The 18,605-nt window shown below is 61.4% G+C and carries 21 protein-coding genes; 9 read left to right on the forward strand and 12 right to left on the reverse strand.

Annotated elements, in window-relative coordinates; genetic code table 11:
• Positions 1-9 precede the first annotated feature (9 nt).
• From chbA to osmE, 5 genes are all read right to left on the reverse strand, one after another.
• On the reverse strand, positions 10-357 hold the full coding sequence (gene chbA, locus ACQUTI_RS07965) for a PTS N,N'-diacetylchitobiose transporter subunit IIA (RefSeq protein WP_004203824.1): 348 nt from the start codon (positions 355-357) through the stop codon (positions 10-12).
• A gap of 53 nt (positions 358-410) precedes the next feature.
• Positions 411-1,769: a PTS N,N'-diacetylchitobiose transporter subunit IIC gene (gene chbC / locus ACQUTI_RS07970; protein WP_004203823.1), complete on the reverse strand. Its 1,359-nt coding sequence runs from the start codon at positions 1,767-1,769 to the stop codon at positions 411-413.
• Between the two features lie 11 nt (positions 1,770-1,780).
• Positions 1,781-1,897 (reverse strand): hypothetical protein, encoded by a 117-nt coding sequence (locus ACQUTI_RS07975; protein ID WP_032425961.1) that lies wholly within the window; start codon positions 1,895-1,897, stop codon positions 1,781-1,783.
• Between the two features lie 19 nt (positions 1,898-1,916).
• The gene (gene chbB, locus ACQUTI_RS07980; RefSeq protein WP_002901547.1) at positions 1,917-2,237 is read right to left on the reverse strand and encodes a PTS N,N'-diacetylchitobiose transporter subunit IIB; all 321 of its coding nucleotides are present in this window, start codon (positions 2,235-2,237) and stop codon (positions 1,917-1,919) included.
• 278 nt (positions 2,238-2,515) lie between these two features.
• Positions 2,516-2,854, reverse strand: a complete 339-nt coding sequence (gene osmE, locus ACQUTI_RS07985) for an osmotically-inducible lipoprotein OsmE (protein ID WP_023289302.1) — start codon at positions 2,852-2,854, stop codon at positions 2,516-2,518.
• A 282-nt stretch (positions 2,855-3,136) separates the two neighbouring features.
• Between osmE and nadE the strand changes: the two genes are divergently transcribed.
• Positions 3,137-3,964, forward strand: coding sequence for an ammonia-dependent NAD(+) synthetase (gene nadE / locus ACQUTI_RS07990; RefSeq protein WP_122543460.1), 828 nt, complete (start codon positions 3,137-3,139; stop codon positions 3,962-3,964).
• A gap of 99 nt (positions 3,965-4,063) precedes the next feature.
• Positions 4,064-4,927: an excinuclease Cho gene (cho, locus tag ACQUTI_RS07995; protein ID WP_004203820.1), complete on the forward strand. Its 864-nt coding sequence runs from the start codon at positions 4,064-4,066 to the stop codon at positions 4,925-4,927.
• Between the two features lie 87 nt (positions 4,928-5,014).
• On the opposite strand, the gene spy is transcribed toward cho, so the two are convergent.
• The 6 genes from spy to astC form a co-directional block, all read right to left on the reverse strand.
• Complete coding sequence (gene spy / locus ACQUTI_RS08000; RefSeq protein ID WP_165455290.1) at positions 5,015-5,500, reverse strand: ATP-independent periplasmic protein-refolding chaperone Spy; 486 nt, start codon at positions 5,498-5,500, stop codon at positions 5,015-5,017.
• A gap of 343 nt (positions 5,501-5,843) precedes the next feature.
• Positions 5,844-6,809, reverse strand: a complete 966-nt coding sequence (gene astE / locus ACQUTI_RS08005) for a succinylglutamate desuccinylase (protein ID WP_004203816.1) — start codon at positions 6,807-6,809, stop codon at positions 5,844-5,846.
• 9 nt (positions 6,810-6,818) lie between these two features.
• The gene (gene astB, locus ACQUTI_RS08010; protein ID WP_122543458.1) at positions 6,819-8,144 is read right to left on the reverse strand and encodes an N-succinylarginine dihydrolase; all 1,326 of its coding nucleotides are present in this window, start codon (positions 8,142-8,144) and stop codon (positions 6,819-6,821) included.
• Positions 8,141-9,619, reverse strand: a complete 1,479-nt coding sequence (astD, locus tag ACQUTI_RS08015; RefSeq protein ID WP_017898661.1) for a succinylglutamate-semialdehyde dehydrogenase — start codon at positions 9,617-9,619, stop codon at positions 8,141-8,143. Before astD ends, astB begins: the two co-directional genes overlap by 4 nt.
• Complete coding sequence (gene astA, locus ACQUTI_RS08020) at positions 9,616-10,650, reverse strand: arginine N-succinyltransferase (protein WP_122543456.1); 1,035 nt, start codon at positions 10,648-10,650, stop codon at positions 9,616-9,618. The genes astD and astA overlap by 4 nt, the downstream gene beginning before the upstream one ends.
• The gene (gene astC / locus ACQUTI_RS08025) at positions 10,647-11,867 is read right to left on the reverse strand and encodes a succinylornithine/acetylornithine transaminase (RefSeq protein ID WP_032455857.1); all 1,221 of its coding nucleotides are present in this window, start codon (positions 11,865-11,867) and stop codon (positions 10,647-10,649) included. The genes astA and astC overlap by 4 nt, the downstream gene beginning before the upstream one ends.
• 438 nt (positions 11,868-12,305) lie before the next feature.
• Here astC and xthA point away from each other — a divergent pair, with 438 nt between their 5' ends.
• Positions 12,306-13,112, forward strand: coding sequence for an exodeoxyribonuclease III (gene xthA / locus ACQUTI_RS08030; RefSeq protein ID WP_004203811.1), 807 nt, complete (start codon positions 12,306-12,308; stop codon positions 13,110-13,112).
• 156 nt (positions 13,113-13,268) lie between these two features.
• Here xthA and ACQUTI_RS08035 read toward each other — a convergent pair whose 3' ends face one another.
• Complete coding sequence (locus ACQUTI_RS08035) at positions 13,269-13,412, reverse strand: hypothetical protein (RefSeq protein ID WP_017898588.1); 144 nt, start codon at positions 13,410-13,412, stop codon at positions 13,269-13,271.
• On the opposite strand from ACQUTI_RS08035, the gene ACQUTI_RS08040 reads away from it, so the two are divergent.
• From ACQUTI_RS08040 to ACQUTI_RS08065, 6 genes are read left to right on the forward strand one after another with little or no spacing between them, the layout of a single operon-like run.
• The gene (locus ACQUTI_RS08040; protein ID WP_227544985.1) at positions 13,344-13,982 is read left to right on the forward strand and encodes a TVP38/TMEM64 family protein; all 639 of its coding nucleotides are present in this window, start codon (positions 13,344-13,346) and stop codon (positions 13,980-13,982) included. The genes ACQUTI_RS08035 and ACQUTI_RS08040 overlap by 69 nt on opposite strands.
• Positions 13,969-14,679 (forward strand): TVP38/TMEM64 family protein, encoded by a 711-nt coding sequence (locus ACQUTI_RS08045; protein WP_122543452.1) that lies wholly within the window; start codon positions 13,969-13,971, stop codon positions 14,677-14,679. Before ACQUTI_RS08040 ends, ACQUTI_RS08045 begins: the two co-directional genes overlap by 14 nt.
• Complete coding sequence (locus tag ACQUTI_RS08050) at positions 14,676-15,236, forward strand: carboxymuconolactone decarboxylase family protein (protein WP_122543450.1); 561 nt, start codon at positions 14,676-14,678, stop codon at positions 15,234-15,236. Before ACQUTI_RS08045 ends, ACQUTI_RS08050 begins: the two co-directional genes overlap by 4 nt.
• Positions 15,237-15,238: 2 nt before the next feature.
• Positions 15,239-16,417 carry an ABC transporter substrate-binding protein gene (locus ACQUTI_RS08055; RefSeq protein ID WP_138100173.1) on the forward strand — a complete coding sequence of 393 codons (1,179 nt, stop codon included), beginning with the start codon at positions 15,239-15,241 and terminating at the stop codon, positions 16,415-16,417.
• Entirely contained in the window at positions 16,390-17,925 is a 1,536-nt protein-coding gene (locus ACQUTI_RS08060; RefSeq protein ID WP_254465562.1) for an ABC transporter permease subunit, read from the forward strand. The genes ACQUTI_RS08055 and ACQUTI_RS08060 overlap by 28 nt, the downstream gene beginning before the upstream one ends.
• Positions 17,925-18,557 carry an ATP-binding cassette domain-containing protein gene (locus ACQUTI_RS08065; RefSeq protein WP_254465561.1) on the forward strand — a complete coding sequence of 211 codons (633 nt, stop codon included), beginning with the start codon at positions 17,925-17,927 and terminating at the stop codon, positions 18,555-18,557. The genes ACQUTI_RS08060 and ACQUTI_RS08065 overlap by 1 nt, the downstream gene beginning before the upstream one ends.
• Positions 18,558-18,605 lie beyond the last annotated feature (48 nt).

Genomic DNA, 18,605 nt, shown 5'->3' on the forward strand with positions numbered 1-18,605 from the left:
CGCGATGGCCTATTGTACCTTCTCGTGCAGCTCAATCAATTCCGCTACCAGCTCGCGGGCCAGCATGGAGGTCATCAGGTGATCCTGAGCATGCACCAGCACCAGGCTGACCTTCATTTTCCCCTCGCCCTCGTCGCTTTCGATAAGCTGGGTCTGCACCCGATGCGCCTCGCTCAGCGCCTGACGCGACTGCTCCATCATCGTTTTCGCCGCGGCAAAATCCCCCTGCTTGGCCTGCTTCAGCGCGGCATAGGCCAGACTACGCGCTTGGCCGGAGTTGATAATCAGCCCCATCACCACCTCTTCGAGGTCGTTTTCCGGGGTCTCTACCGCGTCGATGTTGTCCAGATCAAACATAATATTTCCCTCATTTCTCAGGCGGTACGGGACGTTGCCCGTACCGCGCGGTATCAGAATTTTAGTGCGTTGGCGATGTCTTCTTCGCTCTCTTCCTGCTCGATAACGGTCTGCGCTTTATTCGACAGCACCACAAACGGCAGGTAGACCAGGGTGGAGACGCCAAGGTTGAACAGGGCGACCAGCAGAGCGGCGACACTGCCGTTACTGTTAAAGAACGCCCCCAGGCCAGTTGGCATGGTCCACGGCGCCAGGTTGGTCACCGGTGGGATAATCCCCAGGCTGTAGGCGGCGAGAGTAATGGCCGCCAGAATCGGCTGGACCAGCACGAACGGGATGAACATCACCGGGTTCATGATGATCGGCAGGCCAAAAAGAATCGGTTCGTTAATCTGGAAGATGCCTGACGGCAGCGCCAGCTTCGCGACCTGACGATGGTCAGCGCGGCGGGAAGCGATAAAGATGGCGATAATCAGACCCAGCGTCGCCCCGGAGCCACCCAGCAGGATGTAGGAGTCGAGCATCGGCTTGGCCCAGAAGTGGAACTGTTTACCCGCTTCGATCGCCGCATCAACCGATCCGTACTGGTTGTACAGGGCGATGTTTTCCAGCGCCCACGGCGTCATGATGCCGTTATCCAGCGCGGTCAGCGCCAGCGAACCGTGCACCCCGAAGAACCACAGCAGGGAGTTAAAGATGACGTATGCCCAGCCGACCACGCTGCCCATCGCCGCCAGCGGCGTGGAGATGGAGTCCATGATGATCTGATGGAAGTTGCTGCCGTAGCTCGACAGGGCCCACGAGATAATGCCGAAGATGGAGAGGATCAAGAAGCCAGGGATCAGCGCAGAGAAAGAGCGCGATACCGATCCCGGCACGCTGTCCGGCAGTCTGATCACCCAGTTGCGACGGATCACGAAGGTGAACAGTTCCGCGACGACCAGACCGATAATCATACCAGAGATGATGTTCTGCCCGCCCAGCCAGTTGGCGCCGACGGCATAGGCTTCGCCCACGCTGTATGGGGTCACGGTCATGAAGGCCGCTACCGCCAGCAGGCCAGCGGCCATCGGGTCGACTTTGCGTTCTTCCGCCAGCGCGGAGCCGATAAAGAATGGCGCCATCAGCGACATAATGCCGAGGGTGCCGTTATAGACGTTGCCGCCGATAGCCTTAAAACCGTTTAAGGTTTCAATGGTAGAGGCATCCAGGCGAATGCCCATGGAGTAAAAGAAAGAGCCTTCGCCGAAGCTCAGAAAAACGTTGTTAATTAATACAAACATGGCCCCGGCGAGGGTCAACGGCATGAGTTTAATAAATCCATTTTTAATCGCATTAATATGCGGCTGCTTTCCTATTTTCACTGCAAAAGGAAGGAGTACCTTTTCAAGCGAGTCGATCACTTTACTCATAGTCAATACCCTTAAAAGCCGCAATAAACTATTACGGCGATGATGTATGAAATTACTCTTTGACGGGAAAATAAACTCTTTATTTTTTGACGGCCGGCAACAGAATGCCGCCAGGCGTCAAAATACATCGAGTTTTAAAATTTAAAATTATTGTGCTGCAGCTTTCTTAATGGCCGCGACGGCGGCTTTCAATACCCCTAAACCATCCACCTTGCCATACAGAAGAGAATCGATGACTTCTACCGGTTTATTTGGCAGCAGGCGCTGAATTTCCGGTAACATATACGCAATTTGTGGCCCTAATAATACAACGTCGGCTTCCGGTCCCTTTTCACCCGCGAGAGTTTCAGGATAGGCTTCAATAATGACCGGGACTTCGTATTTTTCCGCCTGCGCCCGCATTTTGGAGACCAGCAGTGACGTGGACATGCCTGCCGAGCAGAACAGATAAATGTGTTTCTTTTCCATGAACGCTTCCTCAATGTGTGAGACCAGGGCCTTCAGTAACCGCTGAGAGCCGGTAAGACTGGTAACATCCGGTTAATTCTGTTTATGGGTTGAGTATACGGCAAGCTGAGCCGTCGTGATAATTCCCTGTTGAACAGAATTGTCTCTCATTGACCTCCGGTTTTGACTACCCTCACATTTTCACCCAAATAATTCGCGCAATTAAATAAGCATCAGGACTCACAAAAAAGCCCGACCAGTGGTCGGGCTTACGTACAACTCAGTCAACAGTAGGGCGCTTACTTAGCGTTGCGCGGATCCGTATCATACTCAGCGCAGGTCTGGTAGCCGGAGTTCATCACGTGCCCCGTTTCGTCGAGGGCCACAAAGTAGGTCTCCACTTTACCATCTCGTTGACCGAGGATATAGGTCTGGCAGGTGCCGCGGGCATGGACCATCGTCACTTCCGTTGAAGGTTTGCCAGCGATCTGCATCACCTGCTCACGCGACATTCCTTTCTTCACATCTTTCACCACCGGCTGGGTAAACTGGTCTTTGGTACGATCGTAAGCGGTACAGCCCGCGAGTAAGGTTAACGCGACGGTGACGCCCAGTATTCCTGCTAAGCTTTTGTTCATTTTGGTTCCTCTCTTCCACTGTGTAACGATAAGCCTGGAATAAATAGTGTTATTTTTCAAGCCGAACAGCGAAATCATGTCTGATTGTGTTATTGCGTAAACAGGATTGACGCTCCGCCGACGACCGGCGCTTTCTCCTGCGCGCGGGCATCTATAATGAAATCCTATGTCATTGATTGCCTTCTTTTCCGGCAGTCAAAACCTCGGTCCTTGTCGTTTCAGCGGCAAAGAGGTAGCTTTAAGCCAACAGGTTGCCAAACAGATTCACTTTCGGAGGGCGCGATGACGCTACAACAAGAGATTATTCAGGCGCTGGGCGCGAAGCCGCAGATTGATGCCGCAGGCGAGATCCGCCGCAGCGTCGATTTCCTGAAATCCTATCTGCAGACTTACCCTTTTATTAAATCGCTGGTGCTGGGTATCAGCGGCGGCCAGGACTCGACCCTGACGGGGAAACTGTGCCAGATGGCGATCAATGAACTGCGCGCCGAAACGGGCGACAGCAGCCTGCAGTTTATCGCCGTCCGTTTACCCTACGGCGTGCAGGCGGATGAGCAGGACTGCCAGGATGCCATCGCCTTTATTCAGCCTGACCGCGTGTTGACGGTGAATATCAAAGCCTCGGTACTGGCAAGCGAACAGGCGCTGCGCGAAGCGGGGATCGAACTGAGCGACTTCGTTCGCGGCAACGAAAAAGCCCGTGAGCGCATGAAAGCCCAGTACAGCATCGCCGGGATGACCAAAGGGGTGGTGGTCGGCACCGACCATGCGGCGGAAGCGATTACCGGCTTCTTCACTAAATATGGCGACGGCGGCACCGACATCAACCCGATCTTCCGCCTGAACAAACGTCAGGGCAAACAGCTGCTGGCCCATCTCGGCTGCCCGGAACATCTGTATAAGAAGCTGCCGACCGCCGATCTGGAAGACGATCGCCCCTCCCTACCGGATGAAGTGGCGCTGGGGGTGACCTATGAGAATATCGACGACTATCTGGAAGGCAAAACGCTGGACCCCAGCATCGCCAAAACGATCGAAGGCTGCTATCTGAAAACCGAACACAAGCGTCGGCCACCGATCACCGTATTTGACGATTTCTGGAAAAAATAGTCCCTCCCCCGCCCCGGCCCGCGCCGGGGTTGTTTTTTGCGCTTTTCGCCGCAAAAACCGCCTGCTATACTGGATAGATAGACAGTATCAGGAGTTATTGTGGCCAGAAAGCAATCTGCCCCGCGTCTGGAGTTTGAGGCGGCGGCGATCTATGAATATCCCGAACACCTTCGCCCGTGGCTGGAGGCGCTGCCGAAGCTGCCGGGCGTCTATCAGTTTCACGGCGATAGCGACACGATGCCGCTCTATATCGGCAAGAGCGTCAACCTCCGCAGCCGGGTGCTCTCCCACCTGCGCACCCCTGAAGAGGCGGCGATGCTGCGTCAGTCCCGGCGTATCACCTGGCAGCGCACCGCTGGCGAGCTGGGAGCGCTGCTGCTGGAGGCGCGGTTGATTAAAGAGCAGCAGCCGCTGTTTAACAAGCGGCTACGGCGTAACAAGCAACTCTGCGCCTGGCTGCTTGCGGACGACCGGCCGCAGATTGTCTATGCCCGCGAGGTTGATTTCTCGCACCAGCAGCATCTCTATGGTCTGTTCGCCAACCGGCGGGCGGCGCTGCAGATGCTGCAGAGCCTTGCTGACGAACAGCGCCTCTGTTACGGCCTGCTCGGTCTGGAGCCGCTCAGCCGCGGCCGCGCCTGCTTTCGATCCGCACTGGGCCGCTGCGCCGGCGCCTGCTGTGGAAAGGAGAGCGTGGAGGCGCACCGTCAGCGTCTGCTGGCGCAGATGAGCAAGCTGCAGCTGGTGTGCTGGCCGTGGGCAGGACCGGTGGCGCTGGAGGAGCGCGGCCCGGATATGACGCAGTATCATGTCATTCATAACTGGCTGTGGCTGGGAGCCGTCGACTCGCTCAAAGAGGCCGCTGCGCTGACCCGCCTGCCCGCCGGATTCGACCAGGATGGTTACAAAATCCTCTGTAAGCCTCTGCTCAGCGGCAACTACCCGTTGCATCCGCTTGGCTGAAAGACCAGAAAGAAAAAACCGCCGGCCCTGCCCAACGCCTGATGGCATTATTGGGCAAGACCGGCGGTCTTGATTCAGTGCGCTACATTATTCAGCGGGTGCAGGCATTTTACCTGCCGGTGCGTTGCGTTCTGTCAGATGCTTCTCAAAATTGGCATTGAACTGTTTTTTCTGGTCTGGGGTCAGAATGTTGTAGATCTTGTTCTGCGTTTCCAGGCGGGACAGCGCCATCGCTTTGTGCTGCGCTTCCATCTTATCGATCTGCGCTTCCGCTTTCGCCTTGTCGAAGGTATCGCTGGCGATCAGCTCGTGCATCGCGCGACGTTCGTCAAGGGACGGACGCTTCATGTTTTCGCGCTGGCTCTTCATGATGTCGCGGATCTGCTGCTTCTGCGCATCGGTCAGGTTCAGCCCTTTAAACATCATGTCATGCTGACCCGGGCCGCCTTTATGATGCATCATCATCGGCTTGCTGTCGCTCGGCGCGGTGGTGGTATCGGCGGCGTGTGCCAGGTTAGCCGCGCCCAGAGCCAGAGTAGAGGCAACAAACAGTGCAGTGAGTTTCTTCATCATTCAATCCTTACTTTACGTTATTCTTACGGCGCGTTGCCGTGTTGACGAGATTAACTTTACGACGTTTATCGTCAATTAGTCAGAGCAAGAGTAAAACAATGAAAGTGTAAAAAACAGTTTCTCACCAATTATGGAGGAAATAAGGAATTTGAACGAAGAATTGCAATAAAAAATAAATAACTTGCTGTTTTGCACAGGAATTATGGAGAGTATAAAGGAGCGACGATTAAAAACAAAGCATTTTACCAGGAATAATCTGCAAATTTACACTGGCGCACGAAAAAATAAGAAGATGAATAACCACGCGCGAAATAAAGCAGGCCGCCCGGCGGACGGCTTGCCCTCAGGATAATTTTTCCAGCATCAGGCCAGCGCGCAGCCCCCTGGCCACCGCCGGATTGGGAAACAGAACATACTCCGGCTCTGCCCCCACCACATACCGCGTCTCCCCCTCCTCCGCCAGCAGCGTGCCTGGGGCGAAGGGGGTGAAGTTCAGCGTCTGTTCCGCCATATGCAAGCGGAAATCATCGCTATGGCGGGTGATCTGCTGCACCACCCGGTAGCGCAGCGGCGCCGGGGCGTCGGCAATGGCCAGATCCCCCACCAGCAACCGGGAGATAGCCCCCTCGGCGGCGGCAAACTGCGTTAGATCGTTTTCCCCCAACGGCAGCGCTTTACCCAGTTCAAGAGTGCAGGCCAGCGCCGCGAACCGTTCGCAGCTGAAATGGGTGAAGGTCCCGCCCGGCTGGCGATGAAATACCAGCGCCTCCAGCCCGGCGCCGCCCAACCAGTGAAGAAAATCCTCCTCCCAGGGCGTATCGCGGGCCGGGAGCACGCCGAAGCGCGGATGCAGCGACCCGCGGATCGCGGTATGCAGATCGAGGTGCCAGCGCGGACCATCATGGTCGCGATAGAAACGGGCCACCGCCTGCTCCAGCCGCTGCGCCCGCTGCGTCTCCTCGCTGGCCGGGAACTGCCGCCAGCGCTCGCCAAACATCCGGTTCATATCGCTGTGCAGATAGCGTTTATTCGCCCGCAGCGCCGGCGGGTTACCGACGATCACCAGCAGCCGCCAGCGCAGGGGGAGAGCCTCCCGGACCAGCCGCTGCACCAGCCGGTCGACAATCTCCACCGGCGCCGTTTCGTTGCCATGGATGGCGCAGGAAAGCACCAGCCCGCGCTCGCAGCGCGCATGCGGCGTCAGCTCGAGGATCCCCTCGCCGAGCCAGTGCCAGCGGAAATGGGCCGTCTCGCCGTGAAAGTGATGGGGCAATCGCCCCGCCAGGGTTAATGCCAGAAAGTGTTCCACCGCGCCCCCTTATTGCTGAAATGGATAAACCGAACCGAGCTGCAGGATCTGGGTCAACCGATCCAGCGCATCGCGCCCTTCCCGCAGCAGCTGTGGGTCGGCGAGGTCGGCCTGGGTGAGGCGGTCGCGATAGTAGCGATCCACCCAGTCATTGAGGGTGGCAAACAGCGTATCGTTCATCAGGACGTGCGGATTGACCGCCTGATACTCCTCGGACGTCAACACCACCCGCAGGCGCAGGCACGCCGGACCGCCGCCGTTGGCCATACTCTCGCGCAGATCAAACACCTGCAGCGCGGCGATGGGGTTATCTGCGGCCAGCAGCTCATTAAGATAGTTCCACACGCGCGGATGCGCCTGGGCTTCCTGGGGCAGGATCAGCGCCATGCTGCCGTCCGCCCGGCTCAACAGCTGACTGTTGAACAGATAGGTAGCAACCGCCTCTTCCACCGTGACCCGGCTGGCGGGAACCACCAACGGGGTAAAGCCCGGCACCTGCTGCGCAAGCTGCTGCAAAACCGCGTCCTGGTCGGCAAAGGCCTGCTCATGGCAGAACAGGACCTGACGGTTGCTCACCGCGATGACGTCGTTATGAAAAACCCCCTTATCGATCGCCGCCGGATGCTGGCGGGCGAAGATCAGCTGGCGGGGATTGACCTGATTGAGGCGCGCCACCGCCTGGCTTGCCTCAAGGGTTTGCCGCGCCGGATAACGACGCGGCGCCTCCTCGCTTCCCCGACGGCGGCCATAGACAAATAGCTGGACGCCGGGGGCGCCAAATTCGCCGCCGAGACGGTTATGGTTCGCCGCCCCTTCGTCGCCAAACCAGGCAGAGGCAGGCAGCGCCGGGTGGATGGCAAATCGCGTGCGGTCCGGGAATATCGCCTGCAGCAGCGCTCCGGTGGTGGAGGCTTCACTGGCGCGGTGTAATTTATCCTGCAGATTCGCCACCGTCAGATGCACCAGGCCATCCAGCGAATCGGCGGAGGGACAAACCGTCGCGGCGTTCGCCACCCACATCGCCGAGGCCGAACTCACCGCCGACAGCAGATCCGGATCCTGCTGGGCCGCACGGGCCACCACCTGCTCATCGCTGCCGCTAAAGCCCAGCTGACGCAGGAGCGACACGTTGGGTCGTTCCTGAGGGGGGATCACCGCCTGCGGATAGCCGGCGTCGGCAAGGGCTTTCATTTTTTTCAGCCCCTGCTTCGCCGCCAGCTGCGGGTTCGACACCCGATAGCGGTGCCGGGTGGAGGCCTCATTGCCAAAGGAGAGCCCTGCATAGTGATGGGTCAGTCCGGGCAGACCATCAAAGTTGACTTCGCGGGCGGTCATAACGCCTCCCCGGCCCGGAAGTCGAGCCCCGGATTGAGACTGGCGGGCAGCGTCAGGGTCGGCGATTCGAGACTGGCCATCGGCCAGGCGCAATAATCTGCGGCATACCAGGCCCCGGGGCGATGATTGCCTGAGGCTCCGGTGCCGCCGAACGGCGCGGTACTCGCCGCCCCGGTCAGGGGTTTGTTCCAGTTGACTATCCCGGCCCGTGCCTCAAGCAGCAGCCGATCGAACTTCTCTCGTTCCGGGGAGATTAACCCGCAGGAGAGGCCGAAGCGGGTGGCGTTGGCCAGGGCAATCGCCTCTTCGAAAGTATCGTAGCGCCAGACCCCAAGCAGCGGGCCGAACACCTCTTCATCCTCGACCTGGGCCATGTCGCTCATGTTGACAATCCCCGGCGTCAGCAGCGACGTCCCGGCCTGCAATAACCGCGGCTCCAGCAGGGTGACCGCGCCAGCAGCGACCCGCTGCAGCCAGGCCTGATGCACTTTCTGCGCGGCCTGTTCAGAGATAAGCCCGCCGAGAAACGGCTGCGGCTCAGCGTCCCACGCCGCGGGGATCAGCCGTTGGCTGACCGTCACCAGCCTGGAGAGGAAGGCATCCCCCGCCTCTCCGCGCCGGACCAGCAGACGTCGGGCGCAGGTGCAGCGCTGGCCGGCGGTAATAAAGGCGGACTGGATGGTCAGATGCACCGCGGCATCGACGTCCCGTGGGTCGTCAACGATCAGCGGATTATTGCCGCCCATCTCCAGCGCGAGGATCTTTTGCGGCTGCCCGGCCAGCTGGCGATGCAGATGAAAACCGGTGGTCGAGCTGCCGGTAAATAGCAGCCCGTCGATGTCCGCCTGGCCGCTGAGCGCCTCGCCGGTTTCCCGTCCGCCCTGCAGCAGGTTGAGCACGCCGGCGGGCAGGCCAGCTTGCTCCCACAGCTTCACCACCGCTTCGCCGCTGTGCGGGGTTAATTCGCTGGGTTTAAAGACCACGGTATTGCCCGCCAGCAACGCCGGCACGATATGCCCGTTCGGCAGATGGCCCGGAAAGTTATAGGGACCAAAGACCGCCAGCACGCCATGCGGCCGGTGACGCAGCGTCGCGGCGCCATCGGGCAGATCGCTGTGCTGTTCACCAGTGCGGGTGTGATACGCCTTCACCGAGATCGCCACCTTGTTGATCATCGCCGTCACTTCCCCGGCCGCCTCCCAGCGCGGCTTTCCGGTCTCGGCGCCGATAATCGCCGTCAGCTCCGCCTTGCTGGCCTCCAGCAGGCTGGCAAACTTTTCGACGATGGCCTGGCGGTCGGCAAACGGCAGCCGCGCCCAGGCCGGGAACGCCTGGCGGGCAGCCGCGACCGCCTCGGCAACCTGCCCGGCATCCGCCGCCTCGCCCTGCCAGACAATCTTCAGGTTGACCGGATCCTGTTTGCTGAAGCGCGGCCCATCGCCGGGCCGCCATTCACCGTTAATCCACAGACTCATGCGGTTTTCTCCTCAGGGATCAAGCGCACCATGCGCACCTGGTCGCCAGCATGACACTTCAGCATATCCAGCTCGCGGGCGCTGAGGATCAGGGTGTCGCCATCCGGGTCGGCATGCACCAGCAGGGCGCGGAACTGGTGATACTGTTCGTTCGCCACCAGGCACAACGGCCAGTCGCCGGGTGGCGTTTCGCCGGCCTCGGTGGTCACCAGACGGCTTTTGCGGATCGCCCGCACCCGGTCGATATCGCACTCCAGGGTCGGGCCTCCGTCGAAAATATCGATGTAGTTCAGGTAGCGGAATCCCTCTTTCTCCAGCACCGTCCGGGCCGGGGCGGTCTGCGGATGGACCTTGCCGATCACCGCCTGCGCCTCGGGGGTGAGGAAATCGATATACAGCGGATGCTTGGGCATCAGGGCGGCAATGAAAGCCTTTTGTCCGGTGCCGCACAGGTAGTCGGCGCGGGAAAACTCCATGGCGAAAAAGCGTTTGCCCAGGCTCTCCCAGAACGGGGAATAGCCGTGCTCGTCAATCACCCCGCGCATCTCGGCGACCACCTTCTCATTGAAGCGCTCGCGAAAAGCGGCCATAAATAAGAAGCGCGATTTCGACAGCAGATAGCCATTGCCCTCTTTGCGCCACTGCGGGTCGAGGAACAGGGTGCACAGCTCACTGCTGCCGGTGTGGTCGTTGCTGAGAAACAGCGTCGGCAGCGCCTGGTAGACGTTAAGCTCCTTCGAGGCATGGACCTGAGTGCCGACCCGGTAGTTGTACCAGGGATCGTTGAGGCCCACCGCCACCTCTATCGCGCAGATGCCCACCACCGTGCCGCTCTCGCTCTCCTCCAGCACAAAGACATAGCCCTGCTCGCTTTTCGGCAGCTCGCCGCGCCAGGTTTGCTGCGAGCGGGCGATCCGCGCCGCGAGGGTCGCTTCATCCACCGGCAGCGAGGTCAGCCCGCCGCCGGTCTCCGCTGCCAGCTTCAGCAGCCCGGGCAGATCGCCCGGCTCCACCGGTCGAATAACCATCATGATGAGACTCCCGCCAGGAAACGCGAGCAGGCCCGCTCGACGCGATCCAGACCGCTGTTCACCTCTTCTTCACTGACGTTCAGCGCCGGAGCGAAACGCACCACGTTGGCGCCGGCGATCAAGATCATCACCCCCTCTTCCGCCGCCAGGTTGCTGAGGGCTTTCGCCTTCCCGGCCCAGGCGTCGTTCAGCACGCAACCGAGCAACAGCCCCAGGCCGCGGATCTCCTTGAACAGGCCATAGCGGGCGTTGATCGCCTGCAGACGTTCGCAAAACCACTGATGGCGCTGTCTGACGCCGGAGAGCACTTCCGGGGTGTTGACGATCGACAGCAGCTCGCCGGCCACCGCCCCCGCCAGCGGGTTGCCGCCGTAGGTGGTGCCGTGGGTGCCGACGGTCATCACGCTGGCGCAGGCCTCTGTGGCCAGCAGCGCGCCGATGGGGAAGCCGCCGCCCAGCGCTTTGGCGGTAGTCAGCACATCGGGCGTCACGCCGTAGTGCATATAGGCGTACAGCTCGCCGGTGCGTCCGACCCCAGTCTGCACTTCATCGAAAATCAGCAGGGCGTTGTGCTGGTCGCAAAGCTGACGCAGGCCGCGTAAAAACTCGACGCTGGCCGGCACCACGCCCCCTTCACCCTGCACCGGCTCGACGATCACCGCGCAGGTTTGGTCATTGATTAAGGCCTTTGCCGACTCGAGATCGTTAAACACCGCATGCTGGATCTGCGGCGGCAGCGGAGCAAAATCCCGGGAGTAGGCCGGCTGACCGCCCGCCGAAACGGTGAACAGCGTCCGCCCGTGGAAAGCGTTCTGAAAGGCGACGATGCCGCTTTTCTCGCTGCCAAAGCGATCGTGGGCATATTTACGCGCCAGCTTGAGCGCCGCCTCATTAGCCTCGGCCCCGGAGTTACAGAAGAAGACCCGATCGGCGAAAGTGGCATCAATAAGCATTTTGGCCAGCCGCAGGATCGGCTCATTCGTATACCCGTTGCCGGTATGCCAGAACTTGCCCGCCTGCTCGGTGAGGGCCTGCACCAGACGCGGATGCGCATGCCCCAGCGCGTTCACGGCTATACCGCCGGCAAAATCGATATACTCTTTGCCCTGCTGATCCCACAGCCGCGACCCGGCGCCCCGCACCGGAATAAACGCCGCTGGCGCGTAGACCGGCATCATCCATTCATCAAAGTGGTTACGCGTAATTGACTGAGACATATCGACCTCTTCCGGTAAATTAAAAGTAGCAATAATGTTAATAAATATGAGTTATTACGCTGTAAATGTAGATTGCACGGTTCGTGCCAGCCAGCGATAAAAATGCATAAACCGGATGAGATAACGCAATATCAACGAGTTACAACCTAACGCCATTCATATAAAATGCATATTTAGTGAATAACTATCAGATGAAGGGGGATGAACAGTGATTAAAGAAGATAAGTTATGCAACGGTAAGATATAATTCTGTAATTGTGATCTTCTGCGAAATTTATCGTAGATATTTGCCCTTTTTTGGCGCGGCGTGCCCGCAAAAGGGGCACCCACGGCACGATCATGCGCAGCGATTGGCAGAATGACGCATCGGATGGCAGCCAGCCTGGCGAATTTCTGCTACCATCCCTGCACTATTCACCTTGCACAGTGGCAGCGACTATGAAATTCGTCTCTTTTAATATCAACGGCCTGCGCGCCCGCCCACACCAACTGGCCGCCATCGTCGAAAAACACCAGCCGGACGTGATTGGCCTGCAGGAAACCAAAGTTCACGACGACATGTTCCCTCTCGAAGAGGTCGCCAGACTCGGCTATAACGTCTTTTATCACGGCCAGAAAGGCCATTATGGCGTCGCGCTGCTGACCAAAGAGACGCCGATTGCCGTCCGCCGCGGTTTCCCTAACGATGGCGAAGAGGCTCAGCGCCGCATCATCATGGCGGAGATCCCGTCGCCCTTCGGTAACGTCACGGTGATTAACGGTTATTTCCCGCAGGGTGAAAGCCGCGATCATGAGACCAAATTCCCGGCCAAAGCGGCGTTCTATCAGAATCTGCAGAACTACCTGGAGAGCGAGCTCAACAAAGAGAATCCGGTACTGATCATGGGCGATATGAACATCAGCCCTACCGATCTCGACATCGGTATCGGTGAAGAGAACCGCAAACGCTGGCTGCGCACCGGCAAATGTTCCTTCCTGCCGGAAGAACGGGAATGGATGGATCGCCTGCTGGGCTGGGGCCTGGTGGATACCTGGCGTCAGGCTAACCCTGACAATCATGAGCACTTCTCGTGGTTTGATTACCGCTCCAAAGGCTTTGACGATAACCGTGGGCTGCGCATCGACCTGCTGCTGGCCAGTCAGCCTCTGGCCCAGCGCTGCGTGGAGACCGGGATCGATTATGAGATCCGCGGGATGGAAAAACCATCCGACCACGCGCCGGTGTGGGCCACCTTCCGGCCGTAAGTCACGTCCTTCTCTCGCCTCCCGCCGCGCGGGGGGCAGAATTTCCTGAGCAAAATCAACAAAGCGACGGTAAACCATTGTGACCGTCGTCGGAACAGGATACTGTCGCGCGCACTTTTTGACGTCCACCGCGTCCAGGCTGTACAGGAGACCCCTTCATGAAAAAGAAGCCATCATCCGGCCATTGGTAAAGGGCTGGTACTTCTCGCGCTGGCGGCCACGCTGGCCGTTATCAGCCACCGCGTTGGTCTTCACGATCTGCTGACTCACCTGCATCTGCTGCAGGAGACCCTCCGCCATCATGGCGCCTGGGGCTATCTGGTCTATGTTGCGCTATTTATCATTGCCACCCTGTGCCTGATCCCCGGCAGCCTGCTGGTGATCGCCGGCGGGGTGCTTTTCGGCCCGCTGACCGGCTCTCTGCTCTCGTTTGCCGCCGCCACCGTCGCCTCTTCGTTGTCGTTTTTGATCGCCCGCTGGCTGGGGCGCGATCTGCTGCAGCGCTATGTAGGCCATACCGCCGTCTTCCAGGCCATTGAGCGCGGTATCGCCCGCAGCGGCAGCGATTTCCTGATCCTCACCCGCCTGGTGCCGCTCTTTCCCTACAACATTCAGAATTACGCCTACGGCCTGACGGCGCTCCCCTTCTGGCCTTTTACTCTGATCTCCGCCGTGACCACCCTGCCGGGCCTGGTCATCTATTCGGTGATGGCCAGCGAACTGGCCCGCGAAGGAGCGACCCTCGCTTTCGCGCTCAAGTTGAGTCTCGCCGGCGGGCTGCTGTTTGCCCTGGTGCAGATGGGCAAACGGTTTGCCCGCGCCCGCCGTGTGGCAACGCCCGGCGAGGAGGTGCGCCATGACCCGACCTGATCGCCGTCACCTGCGCCGCGCCAGGCTGGCCCTTGCCGTGGTGGCTGTCGCCGGGCTGACCGCCTGGCTGTGGTTCCCCGACGGGCAAGCCTTTCTGCAACACAGCCTGACGGCGTTAGCGTCGCTGAATCCTCAGCATGTTAAAGACTTTATCGCCGCCTGGGGGACGCAGGCGGCGCTGGTCTCTTTTGCGCTAATGATCCTCCAGGCGATCGTCGCCCCGCTGCCGGCCTTCCTGATCACCCTGGCGAACGCTGCGCTGTTCGGCGCCTTCTGGGGAGGCATGCTGTCGTGGTTCAGCGCCATGGTCGGGGCCGGGCTCTGCTTTTGCATCGCCAGAGCGCTGGGGCGCGAGATGGTGGAGAAGCTCACCGGCCGCACGGTGCTGCGCAGCGTCGACGGCTATTTCGCCCGCTATGGCGCGCAGACGATCCTGGTCTGCCGCCTGCTGCCGTTTGTCCCTTTTGATCCGGTCAGCTATGCCGCCGGACTGACCTCGCTGCGCTTCTGGCCCTTTATGCTGGCCACCGGCGTGGGCCAGCTGCCGGCGACCATCGTCTATTCCTGGGCCGGGAGCCTGCTGACCGGAGGCGCTTTCTGGCTGGCCACCGGCCTTTCGCTGCTTTTGGCCCTGGCGGTGGTCATCTCCATCGCCAAAAATATTTACCGTGAACGTCATAAGAGATCGTCGCCATGAGCTTACCCCCGCTGGATACTGTCCCCCTGATCCTTCGTCCGCAGGCCTGGCTGCACCGCCGGCATTACGGCCAGGTGCTGAGCCCCATTCGCTGGTGGGGACGGATCCCGTGGCTGTTTTACCTGGTTTCGCTGTTCGTGGGCTATATTGAACGCCGCCGCTCACCGTTGGATCCGGTGTTGCGCTCGCTGGTCAGCGCCCGCATCGCCCAGCTGTGCCACTGCGAATTCTGCATCGATATCACCAGCATGACCCTCGCGGCGCGGAGCGGGAGCCAGGACAAGCTGCTGGCGGTCGCCGACTGGCGCAGCAGTAAGCTGTTTAGCGAGCAAGAGCGTCTGGCGCTGGCCTATGCCGAAGCCGCCACCCAGACGCCGCCGGAGGTGGATGATGCCCTGCGTAGCGCGATGGCCGCGCATTTTGACGCCCGGGCGCTCACCGAGCTGACCGCCCTGATTGGCCTGCAAAATTTATCGGCGCGGTTCAATGCCGCGATGGCGATCCCTGCCCAGGGGCTGTGCAAGATACCTGGTTCTTCCCCGCACCATAAGGAGTAACGATGCGCCGTTTGCGTGATTTCAGCCTCTGTCTGTGCCTGCTGCTTCTCTGGCCGCTGGTGGTTCAAGCCGACGACAGCTGGCGGCAGACCCAGACGGAAGCCCGCGGCCAGACCGTCTGGTTTAACGCCTGGGGTGGAGACCCGGCCGTCAACCGCTATCTGGCGTGGGTCAGCGAGGAGGTCAAACGCCACTACGCGATCGACCTGCGTATTGTCCCTATCGCCGATGCCGCCGACGCGGTGAAACGCATCCAGACTGAGGCGCAGGCCGGCCGTCGCCGCGGCGGGTCGGTGGATCTCCTGTGGATCAACGGCGAGAACTTTCACACCCTAAAACAGGCCAACCTGCTGCTCACCGGCTGGGCAGAATCGCTGCCCAACTGGCGCTATGTCGATCTGCAAAAACCGGTTCAGGAAGATTTTTCTGTCGCCACCGAGGGCGCGGAGTCGCCGTGGGGCAGCGCCCAGTTGACGTTTATCGCCCGCCGCGGGCAAACGCCGCAGCCCCCCGCCAGCCCGCAGGCGCTGCTGGCCTTCGCCAGAGCCCATCCCGGCAGCGTGACCTACCCGCGGCCGCCGGACTTTACGGGTACCGCCCTGCTGGAGCAGCTGCTGATCGCCCTCACCGACCAGCCTGCCGCCCTGCGCCAGCCGCCGGAGACGGCGACCTTCTCGGCGGTCACCGCCCCGCTGTGGCGCTATCTCGATGCGCTGCACCCGACGCTGTGGCGGGCGGGTAAGGATTTCCCGGCGTCGCCGGCGCGGATGGACGCCATGTTCAACCAGGGCATCCTCCGCCTCTCGCTGACGTTTAACCCGCTCCATGCCCGCCAGAAGGCCGTCAGCGGGGAGTTACCGGCGGACAGCTACAGCTTCGGCTTTACCGGAGGGACCCTCGGCAACGTCCATTTCGTTACCATCCCGGCCAACGCACGCGCCGTCGCCGCGGCCAAAGTGGTCGCCAATTTCCTGCTTTCCCCTGAGGCGCAATTGCGCAAGGCGGATGCCGCCGTCTGGGGCGATCCAAGCGTACTGGACCCGCAGCGTCTGCCTGACAAACAGCGTCAGGCGCTGGCGGCCACCCTGCCGCAGGATCTGCCGCCGGTGCTTGCCGAGCCACATGCGGCGTGGGTTGACGCGCTGGAGCAGGAATGGCTGCGCCGCTACGGTACCCACTGATCCTGCTGGCCTGGGGAACGATGGCGGTCATCTATCTGCCCTTATTCCCCGCCGCCGCAGGGCTGATGTGGCCGGCGCTCTCCCCGGTCCACTGGCGGGCGCTGTTCGCCGACCCGCAGCTGGGCCAGGCGCTGGCCGCCACCCTTGTTTCCACGCTGCTGTCCGTCGGCGGTGCGCTACTGATCGCCCTGACCATCGTCGCCGCTCTCTGGCCTTCGGCCCGCTGGCGGCGGCTGGCTTCCCGCCTGCCTTTGCTGCTGGCGGTGCCCCATCTTGCCCTGGCGACGGCGGCGCTGCTGCTGTTCGCCGAAGGCGGCTGGATCTGGCAGCGGCTGCCGTTTTTGACGCCGCCGGTCGACCGGTACGGCATCGGGCTTGGCCTGACGATGGCCCTTAAAGAGAGCGCCTTTGTGCTGTGGGTGATCTACGGCCTGCTGGGGGAGGCGCGCCTCGCCGACCAGGCGACAGCGCTAAAGAGCCTCGGTTACGGCCGCTGGCAGTGCCTGCGCTGGCTGGTGCTGCCTGCGCTGCTGCCCGCCCTCGGCATGGTGCTGCTGGCCGCCGCGGCCTGGAGCCTGTCGACGGTAGACGTCGCCCTGGTGCTGGGGCCCGGCAATCCGCCCACCCTCGCCGTGCTGGCGTGGCAGTGGTTAAGCCAGGGCGATGACATGCAGCAGGCGAAAGGGGCACTGGCCAACCTGCTGCTGCTGGCGATCCTCGGCGGGCTGGCGCTGGTCGCCTGGGGCGGATGGCGGCTACAGCGTCGGCGTCTGCCCGATCTGCGCGGCATTCGGCATCCCCATCCCCACGCCCTGCCCGGCCGCCTGCTGGCGAGTGCCCTGCCGCTGAGCGGCCTGCTGTGCGCGCTATTGCTGGCGTGGCTGGCGCGCTCGGCGCCGCCGCAGATGGATGCCCTGGGCAACAGCCTTGGCCTCGCGCTGATGGCTTGCGCCCTCGGCGCGGCCGTCTGCCTGCTGTGGCTGGCCTGCGGCCCGAAGCGGGGAGATGGCTGGGTCTGGCTGCCGCTGGTGCTGCCGGCCCTGCCGCTGGCCGATGGCCAGTACCGGCTGGCGCTGTACGCCTGGCTAGACGGCGAATGGTGGACCGTCCTGTGGGGCCATCTGCTGTGGGTGGTGCCGTGGATGCTATTTATTTTGCGCCCGGCCTGGCGCCAGCGCGATCCGCGGATGACGGTGATCGCCCGCACGCTCGGCTGGGGACCCACGCGTATTTTCTGGCTGTTGACTCTGCCCTCGCTGACCCGCCCGCTGCTGACCGCCCTGGCGGTGGGCTTCTCGGTGAGCATCGCGCAGTATCTGCCAACGCTATGGCTGGGGGCAGGCCGTATCCCGACGCTCACCAGCCAGGCGGTGGCGCTCAGCAGCGGCGGCGAGGCGCAGACGCTTGCCGCCCAGGCGCTGTGGCAATTACTGCTGCCGGCGGTATGCTTTATCCTGACGGCCCTGCTGGCCTGGCTGGCAGGCCGCTATCGACGAGGACTTCGCTAGTGCTAACCGTAAACCATCTGACCCTGAGCGTGAACCGTCAGCCGCTGCTGCGGGAGGTCGACTTTTCGGTGGCCCCGGGTGAAGTGCTGACGCTGATGGGCCCTTCCGGCAGCGGAAAATCGACGCTGTTTGCGTGGATGATTGGCGCCCTGGCCGGCGACTTCCGCGCCGAGGGCGAGCTGTGGCTCAACGGGCGGCGGTGCGATACGCTGCCCACGGAGCGCCGGCGCATCGGCATCCTGTTTCAGGACCCGTTGCTGTTCGACCATTTCAGCGTCGGGCAAAATTTACAGCTGGCGCTACCGGAAAGCGTGCGCGGCGAGGCGCGAAAAGCCGCGGTGGAGCAGGCGCTCAGTCGCGCCGGGCTGCATGGCTTCGCCGCGCGCGATCCGGCCACGCTCTCCGGTGGACAGCGGGCGCGGGTGAGTCTGCTGCGCGCCCTGCTGGCGCGCCCCGAAGCGCTGCTGCTGGATGAACCCTTCAACCGCCTGGATGCCGCCCTGCGCGCCGCGTTCCGCCGCTGGGTATTTGAGGAACTGGCCCGCCAGGCCATTCCGGCGATCCTGGTGACCCACGATCGCGAGGACTGTCCGCCGACGGGGCGCTGCCTGACGATGGAGCGCTGGCAATGAAGAGCAATAGCGTGCAAACCTGCGTTACCGCAAAGAAATCAACGCCTG

It is taken from the genome of Klebsiella sp. 7-CIP_Kleb. (assembly GCF_050378655.1).
Classification (GTDB): Bacteria; Pseudomonadota; Gammaproteobacteria; order Enterobacterales; family Enterobacteriaceae; genus Klebsiella; species Klebsiella quasipneumoniae.

Excerpts from the sequence above, each read along its gene's own strand:
- chbA (WP_004203824.1), bottom strand. The coding sequence starts at position 357 with ATGTTTGATCTGGACAACATCGACGCGGTAGAGACCCCGGAAAACGAC.
- chbC (WP_004203823.1), bottom strand. The coding sequence starts at position 1,769 with ATGAGTAAAGTGATCGACTCGCTTGAAAAGGTACTCCTTCCTTTTGCA.
- ACQUTI_RS07975 (WP_032425961.1), bottom strand. The coding sequence starts at position 1,897 with ATGTATTTTGACGCCTGGCGGCATTCTGTTGCCGGCCGTCAAAAAATA.
- chbB (WP_002901547.1), bottom strand. The coding sequence starts at position 2,237 with ATGGAAAAGAAACACATTTATCTGTTCTGCTCGGCAGGCATGTCCACG.
- osmE (WP_023289302.1), bottom strand. The coding sequence starts at position 2,854 with ATGAACAAAAGCTTAGCAGGAATACTGGGCGTCACCGTCGCGTTAACC.
- nadE (WP_122543460.1), top strand. The coding sequence starts at position 3,137 with ATGACGCTACAACAAGAGATTATTCAGGCGCTGGGCGCGAAGCCGCAG.
- spy (WP_165455290.1), bottom strand. The coding sequence starts at position 5,500 with ATGATGAAGAAACTCACTGCACTGTTTGTTGCCTCTACTCTGGCTCTG.
- astB (WP_122543458.1), bottom strand. The coding sequence starts at position 8,144 with ATGACCGCCCGCGAAGTCAACTTTGATGGTCTGCCCGGACTGACCCAT.
- astD (WP_017898661.1), bottom strand. The coding sequence starts at position 9,619 with ATGAGTCTGTGGATTAACGGTGAATGGCGGCCCGGCGATGGGCCGCGC.
- astA (WP_122543456.1), bottom strand. The coding sequence starts at position 10,650 with ATGATGGTTATTCGACCGGTGGAGCCGGGCGATCTGCCCGGGCTGCTG.
- astC (WP_032455857.1), bottom strand. The coding sequence starts at position 11,867 with ATGTCTCAGTCAATTACGCGTAACCACTTTGATGAATGGATGATGCCG.
- xthA (WP_004203811.1), top strand. The coding sequence starts at position 12,306 with ATGAAATTCGTCTCTTTTAATATCAACGGCCTGCGCGCCCGCCCACAC.
- ACQUTI_RS08035 (WP_017898588.1), bottom strand. The coding sequence starts at position 13,412 with ATGGCGGAGGGTCTCCTGCAGCAGATGCAGGTGAGTCAGCAGATCGTG.
- ACQUTI_RS08045 (WP_122543452.1), top strand. The coding sequence starts at position 13,969 with ATGACCCGACCTGATCGCCGTCACCTGCGCCGCGCCAGGCTGGCCCTT.
- ACQUTI_RS08050 (WP_122543450.1), top strand. The coding sequence starts at position 14,676 with ATGAGCTTACCCCCGCTGGATACTGTCCCCCTGATCCTTCGTCCGCAG.
- ACQUTI_RS08055 (WP_138100173.1), top strand. The coding sequence starts at position 15,239 with ATGCGCCGTTTGCGTGATTTCAGCCTCTGTCTGTGCCTGCTGCTTCTC.
- ACQUTI_RS08060 (WP_254465562.1), top strand. The coding sequence starts at position 16,390 with ATGGCTGCGCCGCTACGGTACCCACTGATCCTGCTGGCCTGGGGAACG.